This is a genomic window from Streptosporangium sp. NPDC048047 (assembly GCF_040653115.1).
GTDB lineage: Bacteria > Actinomycetota > Actinomycetes > Streptosporangiales > Streptosporangiaceae > Streptosporangium.
In genome coordinates this window covers 1-16,086 of sequence record NZ_JBEZNH010000026.1, presented here as the reverse complement: position 1 = coordinate 16,086, position 16,086 = coordinate 1, and the positions used below count along the sequence as shown (strand labels likewise).

General features: G+C 69.2%; 16 protein-coding genes. 7 read left to right on the top strand and 9 right to left on the bottom strand.

The annotated features are described in order from the left end of the window. Positions 1-114: 114 nt before the first annotated feature. Entirely contained in the window at positions 115-780 is a 666-nt protein-coding gene (locus AB0D67_RS22145) for a TetR/AcrR family transcriptional regulator (RefSeq protein WP_362938683.1), read from the bottom strand. 105 nt (positions 781-885) lie between these two features. On the opposite strand from AB0D67_RS22145, the gene AB0D67_RS22140 reads away from it, so the two are divergent. Then, positions 886-1,833 (top strand): SDR family NAD(P)-dependent oxidoreductase, encoded by a 948-nt coding sequence (locus tag AB0D67_RS22140; protein ID WP_362938680.1) that lies wholly within the window; start codon positions 886-888, stop codon positions 1,831-1,833. Between the two features lie 143 nt (positions 1,834-1,976). Here the strand turns inward: AB0D67_RS22140 and AB0D67_RS22135 are convergent, their stop codons facing one another. Further along, positions 1,977-2,909, bottom strand: a complete 933-nt coding sequence (locus AB0D67_RS22135; protein ID WP_362938677.1) for an NAD(P)H-binding protein — start codon at positions 2,907-2,909, stop codon at positions 1,977-1,979. 21 nt (positions 2,910-2,930) lie between these two features. Between AB0D67_RS22135 and AB0D67_RS22130 the strand changes: the two genes are divergently transcribed. Beyond that, positions 2,931-3,689 (top strand): TetR/AcrR family transcriptional regulator, encoded by a 759-nt coding sequence (locus AB0D67_RS22130; protein WP_362938674.1) that lies wholly within the window; start codon positions 2,931-2,933, stop codon positions 3,687-3,689. A gap of 54 nt (positions 3,690-3,743) precedes the next feature. On the opposite strand, the gene AB0D67_RS22125 is transcribed toward AB0D67_RS22130, so the two are convergent. Next, positions 3,744-4,982: an iron-containing alcohol dehydrogenase gene (locus tag AB0D67_RS22125; protein WP_362938671.1), complete on the bottom strand. Its 1,239-nt coding sequence runs from the start codon at positions 4,980-4,982 to the stop codon at positions 3,744-3,746. On the opposite strand from AB0D67_RS22125, the gene AB0D67_RS22120 reads away from it, so the two are divergent. Next, complete coding sequence (locus AB0D67_RS22120) at positions 4,981-5,169, top strand: hypothetical protein (protein ID WP_362938668.1); 189 nt, start codon at positions 4,981-4,983, stop codon at positions 5,167-5,169. The two genes, AB0D67_RS22125 and AB0D67_RS22120, sit on opposite strands and share 2 nt — an antisense overlap. On the opposite strand, the gene AB0D67_RS22115 is transcribed toward AB0D67_RS22120, so the two are convergent. The 6 genes from AB0D67_RS22115 to AB0D67_RS22090 form a co-directional block, all read right to left on the bottom strand. Then, a complete protein-coding gene (locus AB0D67_RS22115) occupies positions 5,145-6,605 on the bottom strand; it encodes an NAD-dependent succinate-semialdehyde dehydrogenase (RefSeq protein WP_362938665.1) in 1,461 nt (486 codons plus the stop codon). The two genes, AB0D67_RS22120 and AB0D67_RS22115, sit on opposite strands and share 25 nt — an antisense overlap. A 49-nt stretch (positions 6,606-6,654) precedes the next feature. After that, positions 6,655-7,731, bottom strand: a complete 1,077-nt coding sequence (locus AB0D67_RS22110) for an ABC transporter ATP-binding protein (protein ID WP_362938662.1) — start codon at positions 7,729-7,731, stop codon at positions 6,655-6,657. Next, on the bottom strand, positions 7,731-8,798 hold the full coding sequence (locus AB0D67_RS22105; RefSeq protein ID WP_362938659.1) for an ABC transporter ATP-binding protein: 1,068 nt from the start codon (positions 8,796-8,798) through the stop codon (positions 7,731-7,733). Before AB0D67_RS22105 ends, AB0D67_RS22110 begins: the two co-directional genes overlap by 1 nt. After that, entirely contained in the window at positions 8,798-9,709 is a 912-nt protein-coding gene (locus AB0D67_RS22100; protein WP_362938656.1) for a carbohydrate ABC transporter permease, read from the bottom strand. Before AB0D67_RS22100 ends, AB0D67_RS22105 begins: the two co-directional genes overlap by 1 nt. After that, positions 9,709-10,575, bottom strand: coding sequence for a sugar ABC transporter permease (locus AB0D67_RS22095; RefSeq protein WP_362938653.1), 867 nt, complete (start codon positions 10,573-10,575; stop codon positions 9,709-9,711). Before AB0D67_RS22095 ends, AB0D67_RS22100 begins: the two co-directional genes overlap by 1 nt. Positions 10,576-10,655: 80 nt before the next feature. After that, on the bottom strand, positions 10,656-12,026 hold the full coding sequence (locus AB0D67_RS22090; protein ID WP_362938650.1) for an extracellular solute-binding protein: 1,371 nt from the start codon (positions 12,024-12,026) through the stop codon (positions 10,656-10,658). A 443-nt stretch (positions 12,027-12,469) separates the two neighbouring features. Here AB0D67_RS22090 and AB0D67_RS22085 point away from each other — a divergent pair, with 443 nt between their 5' ends. The 4 genes from AB0D67_RS22085 to AB0D67_RS22070 form a co-directional block, all read left to right on the top strand. Next, positions 12,470-13,213 carry a GntR family transcriptional regulator gene (locus tag AB0D67_RS22085; RefSeq protein ID WP_362938647.1) on the top strand — a complete coding sequence of 248 codons (744 nt, stop codon included), beginning with the start codon at positions 12,470-12,472 and terminating at the stop codon, positions 13,211-13,213. An 87-nt stretch (positions 13,214-13,300) separates the two neighbouring features. Continuing rightward, entirely contained in the window at positions 13,301-13,870 is a 570-nt protein-coding gene (locus tag AB0D67_RS22080; protein ID WP_362938644.1) for a DJ-1/PfpI family protein, read from the top strand. A gap of 19 nt (positions 13,871-13,889) precedes the next feature. Beyond that, the gene (locus AB0D67_RS22075) at positions 13,890-14,699 is read left to right on the top strand and encodes an alpha/beta hydrolase (protein ID WP_362938641.1); all 810 of its coding nucleotides are present in this window, start codon (positions 13,890-13,892) and stop codon (positions 14,697-14,699) included. Positions 14,700-15,449: 750 nt separating this feature from the next. Further along, positions 15,450-16,086, top strand: a 637-nt coding sequence (locus AB0D67_RS22070; RefSeq protein ID WP_362938638.1) for a lectin, incomplete at its 3' end; no start/stop codon positions are given.

Here is a 16,086-nt window from a genome sequence, read left to right as displayed (position 1 = left end):
GACGGCTTCCATCGCAGGGTCAAGACGGCAGCGCTTCGCGTCGCCGCACGGCGGGGCGTGCCCGGCCGGATGGGCCGTGCCGTCGGCGGGCATTCCGCTGCCCGGTAGCTCCCATTAGCGGCGGGGGAGCACGCCCAGGAGGGTCGCGGTCAGGGCCAGCTTCAAGGAGTCCTTCAGGTCCACGTGGAAGCGGGCGAGGTCGGGCTCGGCCTGGTAGGCCGCCTGCAGGCTGGGCGGGGGTGTGCTGTACGCCGACAGCGCGCCGGCCATGACCATGGTCTGCAGGCTGAACAGTGTCGCGTTCTCGCCCAGTTCCGGCAGGTGGTTCCGGATCAGGGCGGTCATGGTCGTCAGGCGGTCCAGGGAGGCGCGCTTGTACCGTGCCACGACCTCGACGGAGACGTTGTGTTCCAGGACGCCGCCCTGCGCGCCGAAGAGGTCGCACAGCACCGTTCGGCTGGAGAGCGAGCGGCTGAGGATCTCTGCCACGGCTGCCGCCCGCTCGGCCATGGGGAGGTTTTCGTCGATGCCGGCGGCCAACTCGTCCGCCAGTTCCGTCAGCCACTCCTGCAGGAAGCGGTCCAGCAGTTCCAGCAGCACCGCCTCGCGGGACTCGAAGTAGCGCAGCACGTTCGGCTTCGCCAGGCATACCCGGCGGCTGAGCTCGTTCAGGGTGACCGCGGCCACGGGCATCTCGTGGAGCATCGCCGACGCCGTGTCGAGGATCGCCCGCCGGCGGATCTCCCGCTGCTCTTCGGTTCGCGCCCGCTGGAAGCCCACGATCGCCAGCCTATCTTAAGTACCTCCGGTACGTTGACAATGTACCGGAGGTACTTTAGCGTTGCGGGCAGAAGATACCTTCGGTACTTTAGATGGGAGTCCGGCATGGGCAAGAAGTGGACGACGGCGAACATCCCAGATCAGCGCGGGCGGATGGCCGTGGTGACCGGAGCCAACACCGGACTGGGATACGAGACCGCCAAGGCGCTCGCCGGACGCGGGGCGTCCGTGGTCCTCGCCGTGCGCGACGTCGAGAAGGGCGAGCGGGCCGCGGCCCGCATGACCGGCGACGTGACCGTGCAGGCCCTGGACCTGACCTCGCTCGACTCCGTCCGCACCGCCGCGGCGGCGCTGCGGTCCCGGTTCGACCGCATCGACCTGCTGATCAACAACGCCGGCGTGATGTACACCCCGAAGCAGACCACCCGGGACGGCTTCGAGATGCAGTTCGGCACCAACCACCTCGGCCACTTCGCGCTCACCGGGCTGCTGCTGGAGCTGATGCTGCCGGTGCCCGGCTCGCGCGTGGTGACGGTCAGCAGCACCGGCCACCGCATCCGGGCCGCGATCCACTTCGATGACCTGCAGTGGGAGCGGTCGTACAGCCGGGTCGCCGCCTATGGTCAGTCCAAACTGGCCAACCTGATGTTCACGTACGAGCTGCAGCGCCGTCTCGCCACGCGCGGCACCACCGTCGCGGTGGCCGCCCACCCCGGCGTGTCCAGCACCGAGCTCGCCCGCAACACCCCCGCGGCCTTCCGGCTTCCGCTCACCTGGCTCGCGCCGCTGATCACCCAGACGCCGGCGATGGGCGCGTTGCCGACCCTGCGCGCCGCCACCGACCCCGCCGTGCTCGGCGGTCAGTACTACGGTCCCGGCGGACGCTTCGAGGTCATGGGCCACCCCCGGCTGGTCGCCTCCAGCCCGGAGTCGTACGAGGTGGCCGTCCAGCAGCGGCTGTGGGCCGTCTCCGAAGACCTCACCGGGGTGAGGTTCCCCGCGGTCCGGTCCAGTCAGAACTCGTTTCCCTCCGGATCGGCCATCGCGAGGTAGCCCGCGCCGGCAGGAGGCGCCGGCTCGTCCCGGTGGTCGCTGCCTGATCGGTCTGGTCTCCGGCGAAGCCTGATCCGTGAGACGCGGGTCCCGGGGCTGCGAATTCGCGTGCCGTCAACGGTGGCATCGGCACAAGGTCTCGATCATGGTTGCGTGGTGAGTCCCTTCAGCACCGAATGGACCGACGTGGCCGGGTGCTGGAGGAGGTTCTCGAGTTCTGGTCCGGTGGCGGCGAATTCCCCTCGGCGTGCCGCGCGGAACATGCCGAGCAGCATGTTCGCCTGATCCTCGGGCACACCGTTGCCGATCATCGTGGCCGTCCACGCCGCGTCGTCGGCGACGACGCGGCGGATGGCGCGCCCGGTGAGTTCGGTGGCGATGCCGGCGATGTCGGCCAGATCGAGCGCTTCCGGTGCGGTGAGCGGCGGAGTCGGACCGTCGAATCGGCCCGGGTCCGCGAGGATGATCGCCGCCGCTTCGGCGAGGTCGGAATGCGTGGTCCAGGATATGGGCCCATCGGCCGGCGCGACGAGTTCGCCGGTCTCGAGGGCCCGGCCGAGCAGATGCCGGACGGTGTCGGCGTAGAACCCGTTGCGCAGCGCCGTGAACGGGGTTCCCGTCTTCGACAGGTGGTGCTCGGTGGCGGCGTGGTCGGGCATCGGCGCGAAGAGCGAATCCTCGGCGGCGCCCTGGTGGCTCGTGTAGAGGATGCGCCGGGCTCCGGCGTCGTGGGCGGCGTCGATCGCCGCGATGTGCTGGGCGACCGCCTCTTCGCCCGCCCGGTCCGTCGAGACGATGAGCACCTGCGTCGCGCCCTCGAACGCGTGGGTGAGTGAGCCGGGGTCGATGAAGTCGCCGTGACGTACGCGTACCCCGCGCCCGGCCAGGCCGGCGGCACGGCCGGTGTCGCGGACGCTCACGCCGACCCCGTCCGCCGGGACCCGGGTGAGCAGCCGGTCGACGATCTGAGAGCCGAGCCGGCCGGTGGCGCCGGTAATGATGATCATGGTCTGCCTCTTCGTCTGATAACGATGGAAACAAAAAGATGCTATCACTGTTAATAACCTAGATAGCAAGGGTGCGTTATCGTTGGAAGCGTGGCAGAGGTCAGAGCGGACAACGCTGGTAGGCACAAGACGCGAGCGAACATCGTGGAGTGCGCGGCGCGCCTCCTGCGGGAACAGGGCGCGAGCGCGGTCACCACTCGCGCGGTCGCGCAGGCGGCCGGAGTGCAGGCGCCGACCATCTACCGGTTCTTCGAAGACAAGGACGCGCTGCTCGACGCCGTCGCCGAACACGTCTTCGCCACCTACGTCGCCGGGAAGAACCTCATCGAGGCCGGCGGTGATCCGATCGCGGATCTTCGGGCGGGATGGGACGCCCATATCGGCTTCGGTCTCGCCAACCCGGCGCTGTTCGGTCTCCTCGCCGACCCCGTTCGCGGGGCTCGTTCACCGGCGTCGGCCGCCGGCCTGGAGGTTCTTCGCGCCCGGGTGCACCGCGTGGCGGCGATCGGCCGGCTCAGGGTCCCGGAAAAGCGTGCCGTCGACCTCATCCACGCCGCCGGGACCGGGACCGTGCTCACCTTGCTCGCCACCCCGCCGCAACACCGGGACCTCGACGTCGCGGACGCGATGTACGAGGCGGTGACTCGATCGATACTCACCGAGACGCCCACGCTCGCCGCGGACAGCCCGGTCGCGGCCGCCATCGCGTTCCGGGCCGTCGTACCGAGGCTCACAACGCTCACCGACACCGAGCGCGCCCTGCTGTCGGAGTGGCTGGACCGAGCCGGTGACAGCCCGGCCCCTCCTCGCGCCTCGGCCGAATCCGACCGGGATCGACCGCTGGCCTGACCGGCCCCGAACCACTGCGTGAAGCCAAGAACCCGTCGTCATGTGAAAGGCCCGTCACCGTCTCCGCTCCGGAGCCGGGACGTGCCGGGTCCGGTCCCCGATCCAGGCCGCTTCGAGGATCGCGGTCAGGCTGGCGGTGTCGGTCGGGCCTGGATGGTTCTGGATCAGGCGGGTGACGCCACCCGCCATCTCCGCGAAGCGCGGGAGGTCGGCGCGTGCCACGCCGATGTCCGCCAAGGTGGCAGGGATGCCGATGTCGGCGAGGAGCCCGTCGAGCCAGGTGAGGAACGTATCTGCGGCCTCGGCCTCCGAGGCGCCGGTCACGTCGAGCCCGCACACCCCGGCGAGGACGGTCAACCGGTCGCCGATGGCACCCTTGGCCGCGTCCAGCGCGTAGGGCAGCAGCAGCCCGACGCCCAGGCCGTGCGGTGTGTGGGTGGCCGCGCCGATGGGGTACTGGAGGGCGTGCGGAGCCGCGTTGCCCGCGTGGGAAAATGCGAGCCCGGCCAGCATGGACCCATAGGACATGTCCGCGCGCGCGTCCTTGTCGCCTCCGTCCTTGACGACACGGGGCAGGCTGCGGGCGATCCGCTCCGCGGCCAGGAGCGCGTAGTGATCGGTGATCGGGTTGCGGCCGAGGAAGACCTGCTCCACCGGGTCGCGCGGTCCGTGGACCCGTGGTCGCGCGGTGTAGCTCTCCACCGCGTGACAGAACGCGTCGATGCCGGAGTGGGCGGTGACGGCCGCAGGGCAGGTGTAGGTGAGCTCGGGGTCGACGATGGCGAAGTCGGGCACGATGTGGACGCTGGAGACTCCCACCTTCAGCTCGCGGTCCGGGTCGGTCAGCACCGAGACGGGCGTGAGTTCGGAGCCGGTGCCTGACGTCGTCGGGACCGCGACGAGGGGAATCGTCGGCCCAGGCACCTTCGACTCGCCGTAGAAGTCGCGCGGCGTCCCACCGTGGCACCGGATGACGCCGACGATCTTGGCCAGGTCGATCACCGTGCCACCCCCGATGGCGAGGATCACGTCGGCGTCCACCTCCGCGGCGACCGAGACGGCCAGGGCGACATCGGCGAGTGGCACATCCGGAGTCGCGTCGGCGAACACCCCGACGACTTCGGCCTTCTCCCGCACGGCGGCCACGATCTCGGCCACGCCCGGCTGCCCCAGAAGAACCCGGTCGGTCACGATGAGGACTCGCGAGCCGCACTCGGCCACCACCCGGGGGATGTTCTGCGCGACCCCTTCGCCCACTATCAGCTGGCGTGGTCCGCGGACGGTCTCAAGCATGTCGGTGCCTCCCTGGAACGTCGGCGGTGATTCGCTGGGCGGACGTCCGGGTCACCTGCGAGACCGGGACGGCGTCGGCAGGGTCGGCTGCCGGGTGGCGCGGGCGCGCGCCGGGCTCCCGGACGCGGTGACCCTCGGCGGGCACCCGGAGCGGCAGGCCGGTCACGGTAGGTCGATCGCCGCGTAGGTGACGTCGAGGTACTCGAGGATGCCCTCGTGCGACCCCTCCTTGCCGATCCCGGACTGCTTCACGCCTCCGAACGGAGCCGACGGGTCCGAGATCAGACCACGGTTGACGCCGATCATCCCCGTCTCCAGCCCCTCGGTGAACCGGAGTGCCCGCCGGAGGTCACGGGTGAAGACGTATCCGACCAGGCCGTGCTCGGTGTCGTTGGCCTTCGCCATCACCTCGTCGTCGGACGTGAACGAGATGATCGGCGCCACCGGGCCGAAGATCTCCGCCTCCAGTATCCGCGCGTCTTCGGGAACGTCGGCGAGGACCGTGGGCGGGTAGAAGTGGCCCGGCCCATCCGGACGCTCGCCGCCTGTCAGGACACGGGCGCCGCGATCGACCGCGTCGGCGACGAGCTCGTCGATCTTGGTGACCGCGGCCTCGTCGATCAACGCCCCGACGTCCACGCCGTCGTCGAGACCATGGCCCACCGAGAGCGCGCCCATCCGCTCGGCGAAGCGCGCCGTGAACTCCTCGCGCACCGGCTCCTCGACGTAGATCCGGTTGGCCGCGATGCAGGACTCCCCGATGTTGCGCATCTTGGCCACCATGGCACCGTCGAGTGCGACGTCCAGGTCCGCGTCGGCACACACGATCAGGGCCGCGTTGCCGCCCAGTTCCATGGAGGTGCGCAGCACGTTGTCCGCCGCCTGTCGTAGCAGCACGCGCCCGACCTCGGTCGACCCGGTGAACGAAAGCTTGCGGGTCCGGCGGTCGGCCAGCAGCGCTGAGACCACCTCGCCGGCACGCTCGGTCGTCACGACGTTGACGACGCCCGGGGGAACACCGACCTCCTCCATGATGCGGGCCAGCAACAGCATGGTGAGCGGCGTCTGGGCCGCCGGCTTGGTGATCGTCGTGCAGCCCGCCGCCAGCGCAGGAGCGATCTTGCGGGCGCCCATGGCCAACGGGAAGTTCCAGGGCGTCACGAAGACGCACGGTCCGACCGGCTTCGGCACGGTGAGGATGCGATATCCACCGGCGGGAGCGGTGTTGTAGCGCCCCTCGACGCGCACCGCCTCCTCGGCGAACCAACGGAAGAACTCGGCGCCGTAGGCCACCTCCCCCCGAGCCTCGGCGAGCGGCTTGCCCATCTCGAGCGTTATCAGCCGGGCGACCTCCTCGGATCGCCCGGTCAGTGCCCGGTACGTCGCGGTCAACAACTCCGACCGTTTTCGCGGCGGGGTCGCCCCCCACTCCGCCATCGCCTTGCTCGCCACGTCCAGAGCGGCGAGCCCATCGACGACGTCGGCGTCCGCCACCTCGGCGATGGTCCTGCCGGTGGCCGGGTCCTCGACGACGAAGGTGGCTCCGTCGGCGGCGTCGCGCCAGGCGTCGCCGATCCGGAGCCGCCGGTGCTCGGGGGCCAGGACGTTCATCGGGTCACTCATCGCGTCGCCTCCTGTGATGTTCCTGGTTCGACGTCGCCGTCCTGCGCGGTCACCTCCCGGCCTCGGACAGCGCCAGCCCGGTGGCCGCGTCGAACAGGTGCGCGCGGTCCAGGTCGACCGTGACGAGCAGTCGCTCGCCCGGCGTACCGGTGACGGTGGGTCGTGCCTTGACCTTGAGGATCTCCGCCCCCACCTGCACGTCGACCACCGTTCGGTCACCGAGCGGCTCAAGGCCGTAGAGCTCACCCGGCAACGACGCGTTCCCACGCCGCTCGACGGACAGGTCCTCCGCGCGCAGGCCCAGCAGCAGCGGACGACCGTCCTCAGCCGTGGTCCAGCGGGGCCGCGGCAGCGTCCAGCCTTCCGCCCCGACCAGACGATCTCCCTCGGCGCGGCAGGCGAGCAGGCTGATCGGCGGGCTCCCGACGAAGCCCGCGACCCACTGGTTGGCCGGACGCTCGTACACCTCGGCCGGTGTTCCGACCTGTTGCACCTTCCCCTCCTTGAGGACCGCGACCTGGTCGGCCATGGCCAGGGCCTCGACCTGGTCGTTGGTCACGTAGACGAAGGTCCCCCCGAGGCTCCGGTGGATGCGGGTGAGCTCGGTGCGCATCTCGACGCGGAGCTTGAGGTCGAGGTTCGTCAGCGGCTCGTCCATGAGAAACGCGCGCGGGCGGCGGACCAGCGCCCGGGCCAGGGCGACACGCTGCATCTCACCGCCCGACAACTGCGCGGGACGACGCTGCAGCAGACGTTCGATGTGCAGCAGGTCCGACATCCGCTCGACGGCGGCGGCGACCTCGCTCGAAGAACGGCGGCGTGCCCGCAGCGGCGAAGCGATGTTCTCGTACACCGTGTGTCGCGGGTAGAGGGCGTAGCTCTGGAAGACCATGGCCAGGTCGCGTGCGGCCGGGGTGTCACCGGTCGCGTCCCTCCCGTCCAGACGCACCGACCCGGCGTCAAGCCTCTCAAGACCGGCGATCGCCCGGAGGGTCGTCGTCTTGCCTGCCCCGGAGGGCCCGAGCACGACGAAGAACGAGCCGTCCGGCACGTCCAGCGTCACCCCGTCCAGGGCCTGGACCTTGCCGAAGGACTTGCACAGCCCGTGCACCGCCACGGTTCCCATCAGGCCACCAGTTCTTCCGTGCTCGCGTCGTAGACCGGCGGGGGCCCGCCGGTGTGCCGCAGCCCGACCGATGCGTCAGTGGCGAAACGGACGGTCGGTGGCATCCGAACCCGTACGTCGTGCCGGCCGCCGTGGTCGACCACGTAGATGATCTCGTCGCCCAGCCACTCCGCCGAGACCACGCGGGCCGGGACCGAACGTTCCGCCCCTGGTTCCGTGACTTCCAGCGCCTCCGGCCGGACTCCTGCGACCAGGCGACTGTCGCGCGGCAGGCCTGGCGGTGGCGTGAGGACCAGTCCGCCCTGACCGCGCAGCTTCCCGTCGGCCACCTCCACCCCGATCAGGTTCATCGGCGGGGAGCCGATGAACGCGGCGCAGAAAAGACTCGCCGGACGGTCGTAGACTTCCAGCGGCGTGCCGATCTGCTCGACGCGGCCCTTGTTGAGGATGGCGATCCTGTGACCGAGCGACATCGCCTCGACCTGGTCGTGGGTGACGTAGACCATCGTCGTCCCCAGCTCCCCCTGCAGGTGCTTGATCTCCGTACGCATGTCCGCCCTCAGCTCCGCGTCCAGATTGGTGAGAGGTTCGTCCATGAGGAACGCGCGCGGTCGTCGTACCAGGGCGCGAGCGAGCGCGACGCGTTGCTGCTCCCCGCCGGACAGCCGGTGCGGCCGCCGGTCCAGGAGCGGACCGAGCCGCATCAGCCGGGCGGCCTCGTCGACCCGCTCGTCCACCTCCGACCTGGGCAGTCCCTCGGCCCGCAGTGGGAACGCCAGGTTGTCGCGGGTTCTCAGATGCGGGTAGAGAGCGTAGAACTGGAACACCATGGCGATGTCGCGCTCGGGGGGCGGCAGGTCGTTGACCAGCGTGGTGCCGATGCGGATGTCGCCCGCCGTCTGCCTCTCCAGGCCGGCTATGGCCCGCAGTGTGGTCGTCTTGCCGCAACCCGAAGGGCCGAGCATCACGAACAGCTCGCCGTCGCCGATGGACAGGTCAACGTGCTCGACCGCGACCGTCCCGTCCGGGTAGCGCTTGTGCAGGGCGGTCACCTCGATGCCCGCCATCAGCGTCGCACCGCCCCGAGCGTCACACCGGCGACGAGATGCTTGCGCACCAGGTAGGCGAAGACGAGCACCGGCAGGGCGAACACCACGGAGGCGGCGGCCACGAGACCCCAGTCCACGGTGGTTCCACCGATGAGGCCGGCGATGGCGGGTGGGGCCGTCCGCACGGTGTCACCGGAGGTGAGGAAGATGGCGAACACGAACTCGTTCCACGAGAAGATGAGTGCGAAGACCGCCGTCGCGGCGATGCCTGGCACGAGCAGGGGAAGGGTGAACCGCCGGAACGCCTGCAAGCGGGTGTGGCCGTCGAGCATGGCGGCCTCCTCGTACTCCGCGGGCACCTCGTCGACGAACCCCTTCATCATCCAGATCGTGAACGGGACGTTGAACGCGGCGTAGATGAGGATCAGGCCGAGCTTGGTGTCGATGAGTCCGACCTGCCGGTACATGAGGAAGATCGGGATCACGACCACCACGGGCGGCATGAAGCGGGTGGACAGGATGAAGAACAGTTGGTCCTTCTTGGCCTTCACGGCGAAGCGCGAGTAGGCCCAGGCCGCCGGGACCCCCAGCACGGTGGCCAGCACCGTGGATGTCCCGGCCACCACGACGGAGTTGAGGAACGCGACGGACAAGGCCGAGCGACCGCCGCCGGAGGCGACGAACACGTCCTTGAAATGGTCCAAAGTGATCTTGAAGTCGAAGAACTTGGCCGGGACGGCATAGACGTCCCGGTTCTCCTTGATGGACGTCTCGATCATCCACAGCACCGGAAAGAGCATCACGACGGCCAGCACGGTCAGTAGCGTGACCTCCAGCACGGAGCGGCCCCGGCCGCCGAAGCGGCGTGTGGGGGGCGTGTGATCCCGGACAGGACCCGCGGACACGGCCTCGTCGACGGAGACGGCCATCAGTCCTCCTTGAGCTTGTTCAAGTAGCGCAGATAGAGCTGCGTGAGGACGATGACGACGAGGACCATGAGGATCCCGTACGCCGAGGCGGTTCCGGTGTTGAAGCCCAGGAACGCGACCTTGTAGACGTGGAACGACAACGTCTCGGTGGAGACCCCGGGACCTCCGCTGGTGAGGATGTAGACGAGGTCGAACAGCCGGAACGCCTCGATGGCCCTGAACAACACGGCGATGAGGAGCAGCGGCCACACCAGCGGAAGAGTGATGGTGCGGAACCGGAACCACTCGGACGCCCGGTCGATCGAGGCGGCCTCGTACAGGTACTTGGGGACCGCGGTGAGGCCCGCGAGTGCGATGAGCATGATGAACGGCGTCCATTGCCAGGTGTCGACCACGATCAGGGAGATCAATGCCGTTCGCTGCCGGGTGAGCCACTCCACCTGTCCCAGGCCGAGCGAGCCGAGCATGCTGTTGATCACGCCGAACTGCGCGTCGAGCATGAACCGCCAGAACAGCCCGACCACGACCTGCGACAGCATCATCGGAACCAGGAACAGGGTGGTCAGCAGTCCTCGCCCGTGCGTGCGCCGTGAGATCAGGTAGGCGATGGCGAAACCGAGCACGGTCTGCAGGGCGACCGCGCCGCACACGTAGATCAACGTCGTCAGGGCCCTCAGGTGGACCTGCGCCGAAGTCAGGATGGCGGTGTAGTTCTCGAACCAGACGAAATGGGCCGACCCCCCGCGGGTGGCCGAGTAGTCGGTGAAGGACAGGTACAACGCCCACAGCAGCGGGAACACCGACATCGCGAGCAACAGCAGCAGCGCGGGGGAGATGAAGGTCACGGCGAGCCCGCGGTCGCTCAACCGGCGGGACCGACCCGGTGCGGGCGGCGTCGCGGACGCCACCCGCCCGGGGTGATCGGTCGTCAGAGGGACGGGTTCACTCACAGCCCGCCGCCGCCCTTACGGCTGCTGGAGTCGAGCACGCCCTGCTGCTCCCTGGCGATGTCGTCGAGCGCCTCCTCCGGCTTCTTCGCGCCGTTGAGAGCCGCGTTCACGTTGGTGTTCTCGATGTCGACGAGGCGCGCGTACTCGGGGACGTTCCACATGTCCCGCATCCGCGTGACCGAGTCGGCGTACACCTGGTTGAACGGCCCGGCATTGAGGAACTCGGGCGACTCCAGGGCGTCCGTACGCGATGGCACGCCACCGGCCGCGGCCCACTTCTTCTGGATGTCAGCCTGCTCGAACCACTTCATGAAGTTCAGGGCCTCCGCCTGGTTCGCCTCGGGGGAGTAGGCCGACACGTGCATCCCCATGCCGCCAAGAGGCACCAGGTTCGTCTTCTGGCTCGGCAGGGTGGCGAAACCCAGCTTGTCGAGGATCTGCTCCCGCGTGGTGCCGAGCGTCGACTGCTTCGGGTCGAGCAGGCCACCGCTCGCGGCGATCCAGTTGAACGCGATGCATGCCTTGCCCTGGGCGACCGCCGCGTTCACCTCGTCGATGAACCAGTTGCCGGAGCCCTTGGCGGTCAGCGGCTTCATCTTGCCGACCAGGACGTCCATCGCCTCCTGGCCCGCCGCGTCGTTGATGACGCCGTCGATCTTGCGCGTCTTGGGGTCCCAGAGGTTGCCGCCGTAGACGCCGTTGACCGTGTTGTAGGTCACGGCCGCGGCGTCGGAGCCGTTGGCCTGGTGGAAAGCCAGCCCGCTGACGCCGGGGTTGTCCGCCTGGCACTTCTCGGCGACTGAGATCATTTCGTCCCAGGTCTGCGGTGGCCTGTCGCCGATCAGGTCCTTGCGGTAGATCATCGTCCAGGTGTCGCCGAGCAGCGGCAGCCCGTACAGGCTGGCGTTTTCGTCGCGCTTCCCGGTCTCCGCCTGGGGGTACTGGCCGTAGGCCGCCAGGAGATACGGGTTGTAGGCTTTGACGTCGATGTTCTGCTTAACGAAGTCGGTGATGTCGAGGATGTTGCCGTTCGTCACGGCCTCGCCGATGTGTTGCGAGTCCAGGATCGGGATGTCGAAGTCGGTCTTGCGGGCTGCGAACTGGGTGAACATCGCGTCGTGCCAGTTGGCGTTCGGCACGGTGTTGACCTTGATGGTCACATTCGGCCGCTCCTTGGTGTACTCCGCGTTCGCGAAGTCCTCCAGCGCGTGGGCGGGGGGCCAGTCGAACCAGATGAAGCTGAGGGTCAGCGGGTCCTTGGTGAGCTCCGGAATGGTCGCCGGTGCCTTGGGAGCGCTCGCCTCCGTGTCACCGCCGCAAGCCGCCACGGTCGTGGCCACCAACATGGCCGCCGTCGCCAGCTGCACCTTTCGGCCGGGAACGGATATTCGTCCTATTCGCTGTGGATACCGCATCCTCTTGCCTGCTTTCTGGGGGGTGGGGACTTCCCGAGCCTCGCGGCGTGCTTCGCCGAGCAGCTGCCGGGTTGTTCAGGCGCGTCACCGGCTGTCGCAGGGGCTGACCCGCGGACCGGCGTCACGGGTGCGCCGCGACGCGATGGGGCTTCAGGCAGTCGGGAAGTCCTTCGGTCCCTGTGCGACCCGGTGGCGACCCGAGTAGGACGTCGAGCATGCTCATGGGAGCTCCAACTGATCGAAGCGGAGCGATGGCGGACGGTTCCGCGATGGGTGAAGGATGGCTGGCATCCGCCACCTTTCCTATACGATCTGAGTAGGGGCGTCAATATCCCGCAGCGTTGCGGCCGATGTCGGCAGGTGCCCGAAGACGCAAGAAAGGACCTCGTGTCACGATGGACGACGAAGCGGTGATCGCGCGGCGCCAGGGGGCCGTGACAGGCGGAACGTCGCCGGGAAGATCTCGCGGCCGGCTCGCCGACGAGGTGTACGACACGCTGCTCGGACAGCTGATGTCGCTACGGATCGAGCCCGGCTCCCGCGTCACGATCGACGCCCTGGCGCGAGAGCTGGGGGTCTCGCAGACGCCGATCCGAGACGCTCTGAACCGCATGGAGGCCGAGGGCCTGGTCGTGCGTGTGCCCCATGCCGGTTATCGCATTCCCCCCCAGATCACCCGTCACCGATTCGAGGACATGCTCGAGGTCCGTCTGCTCCTCGAGCCGGCGGCGGCGCGCAGATCCGCCGAACGCGCATCCTCGAAGCAGGTGGCCGGTCTGCGGCGGATGCTGGAGGAGATGGCGGAGCTGGAGGGGGGCGACGGGCCCATGGCCTATGGCGCGTTCGGGCTGCGCGACGCCGCTTTTCACGATCTCGTCGCCCTGAGCACGGAGAACCAGGTCATCCGCGAAGCGCTCGCCCGCCTGCACGCGCACGTGCACCTGTTCCGGCTCCTCCACGACACCCAGGTCACCCACCTGGCCATGGCCGAGCACGAAGAGGTTCTGGCCGCGATCGCCGCGCGTGACCCCGACGCCGCCGCCTACGCCATGCGCCGGCACATCCTGCTGTCCGGCGAGCGGTTCCGGCGATTGTTCGACGAGGCCCAGGGCGCGGACGGAATGGCGGCAGAGGCTTGACGGGCGGGCTGGGCCAAGGAATGCTGACTCAATCGGATCGGATCGGATTGGATCCACCTCACCCGCCTCAGATGCGAGGAGAAGTAGGTGCCCAGAGCGCTGCTCCTGACCGGCGACGCCGCCGAGGAGCTCGACACCATGTATCCCTACTATCGCGTGCAGGAGGGCGGCTGGGACGTCGACGTCTCGTCGAGGACGATGCGTGACGTTCAGCTGGTCATCCACGAGTTCGACCCCAACTCCGACGCCTACGTGGAGAAGAACGGCCGGAAGCTGCCGGTCGACGTGCCCTGGGCCGAGGTCGACGTCGAGCGCTATGACGCCCTCATCATTCCCGGGGGACGTGCCCCCGAGTGGATCCGGGTCGACGCCGACGTCAGGCGTATCACCGAGCACTTCTTCGCGCGCGACCTCCCGATCGCGCTGGTGTGCCACGGCGCGCAGGTGCCGGCTGTGTACGGGCTGCTGAAGGGCCGGAAGACGGCGTGCTTCCCCCCCATCACCGGCGACATGGAGAACGCGGGTGCGACGGTCATCGACGCTCCCGACGTCGTGGACGGCAACCTCGTCTCCTGCCGGGGGTGGCCCGACATGCCGCAGTTCGGCAGGGCCATGATGGAGCTCTTCTCGAAGTCCGTCGACTCCGCGTCGGCATGAGCACACCTGGCCTGTCTCGGTGACGGCACTTCGGACCGTCACCGTCGACGGCTCCCCGGTCCACGTCATGGAGAGCGGCACCGGGCCCGCGGTGCTGATGCTGCACGGCTCCGGGCCCGGTACGACCGGATCCGGCGCCTGGGCGACGACGGCACAGGCGCTGGGCACGTCCTGGCGCCTGGTGGCTCCTGACCAGGCGGGGTTCGGCCGTACGCCGATCCCGGAGGGCTCCAGGGGCGGGCTCCGGCTGTGGACGGAGCAGGCCGCGGGCCTGATGGACGCTCTCGGTGTCGAGTACTACGCGGTGGTGGGCCACTCCATGGGCGGTGCCGTGGCGCTGGCGTTGGCGGCCGCGCGTCCCCGGCAGGTCACCCATGTCGTGGCGGTCTCGACGATGGGCGCCCCCGGAGCGCCGCTGTCCGCCGAGCTCGACGCGGTCTGGGCCGCCCCCGCCGGCCCGGTCGGGGCACGGGACATGTTGAGTCGCCTCGTCCTCGACCAAGCGCTCGTGACCGAGTCGGCCGTCGCCGCCCGGGCGGCTGCGATGCGGGCGGGGGCGGCCGCATTCGCGTCGTTGTTCCCTCCACCCAGGGCACGTTGGGCCGACGACCTCACCCTCTCGGCGCGAACGCTGGCGGGAATCCGCGCGCCCGTGCTGCTCGTCCACGGCGCCGAGGACCGGGTCACCCCGCTCGGGACGGCGGCCCTGCCCCTGCTCGAACACCTGGCCGATGTCCGTCTGCACGTGCTCGGCCGATGCGGGCACGTGCCGGCGCTCGAGCACCCGCACGACTTCAGGCGGCTCCTGTCGTGCTTCCTCGGCCGGTGACGAAGTCACTGATCACTGCGACAGGTCCGCAGTCCGTGCTCAAGCGGACCGGCATGAAGCGGGCGTGATCCACGCGGAAGCCGGCGCCCTCCCGGAGACCGCCCTTCCGCCCGAACGGCTCTGAACGCGGAGACCGGACGCGTCTCATGTCATGTACACGTAGCGGTCGCTGCGGCGCCGGTGCGAACTCGGTTGAAAGTTTCATCACCGGTCGTCTCGCGCGTGGTGAGGGCCGGGCCGGTAATGCCAGGTGGGTGCGTTCCGTGAGGTCGAAGCGTCGCGGGGTCTCCCGATCTTTCTCTTGACGCGTCCCGGTAAGTCCTAGTTTGATCCGCCATTAACAACTGTGGACGCGGCTCCTCGCGTCGCGGAAATGTGAGCGCTAACACTCGTGGCCCTGGGAAGGGGGTTCCATGATCGGAAGCGGTCCGCGGCTGCAGGCCGGGTGATGGGGCCGGACTCGTCACCACGCCCACCATCGGCCTTCCCCGCCGAGGGCGAGGTCCCGAAGGACACGGCGGGTCTCGAACTCCATCCGTGAACGACGACGAACCGGGCCGTGCGGAAACGATCCGCGAGCCCGCCGGCCTCTCGGCGGGGAGGCCCAGAGATCCGTCCCGAGTGAGATCACTGCGGTTTTCCCTGGTGTGGCCAGCTTCGCCACGCCCTCACCCCCAAGGAGAGCGAACAATGGATTCACCCCCCATTCGTGTGAGGAGCGGCGGGCGTCGTTCGCCGGCCGGTGCCGGCGTGCGCCTCGTGGCGGTGCTGGCCACGGTGCTGACGACGGTGATCGCGGCCGTTGCCACCTGGTCGGCGCCGGCCTCGGCGGCGGTGGCGCCGCTGGTGAGCGCGGCGTCGGGGCGGTGCCTGGACGTGGCGGGCAACACCGACGCTCTGGGCGCGAGCCTGCAGATCTGGGACTGCACCGGTCAGGCGAACCAGGCGTTCGAGTTCACCTCCGCGGGTGAGCTGCGGACGCTCGGCGGCACGCGGTGTGTGGACGCCTACGGCCAGGGGACCTCGCCGGGCACGAAAGTGGTCATCTGGTCCTGCAGCGGCCAGGCCAACCAGAAGTGGCAGCAGAACGCCGACGGCTCCATCAGGGGAACGCAGTCGGGCCTGTGCCTGGACGTGACCGGAGCCGGTACGGCCAACGGCACCGCGGTCACCCTGTGGACCTGCAACGGGCAGAGCAACCAGAAGTGGAGCGGCTCCGGAGGAAACCCGGACCCGACGTCCACGCCGACGTCGCCCGGTACGTGCAACCTCCCCACGAGCTACCGCTGGACCTCGACCGGCCCGCTGGCGAACCCCAAATCGGGCTGGGCGTCGCTCAAGGACTTCACCAACGTCGTCCACAACGGCAAGCACCTGGTCTACGCCA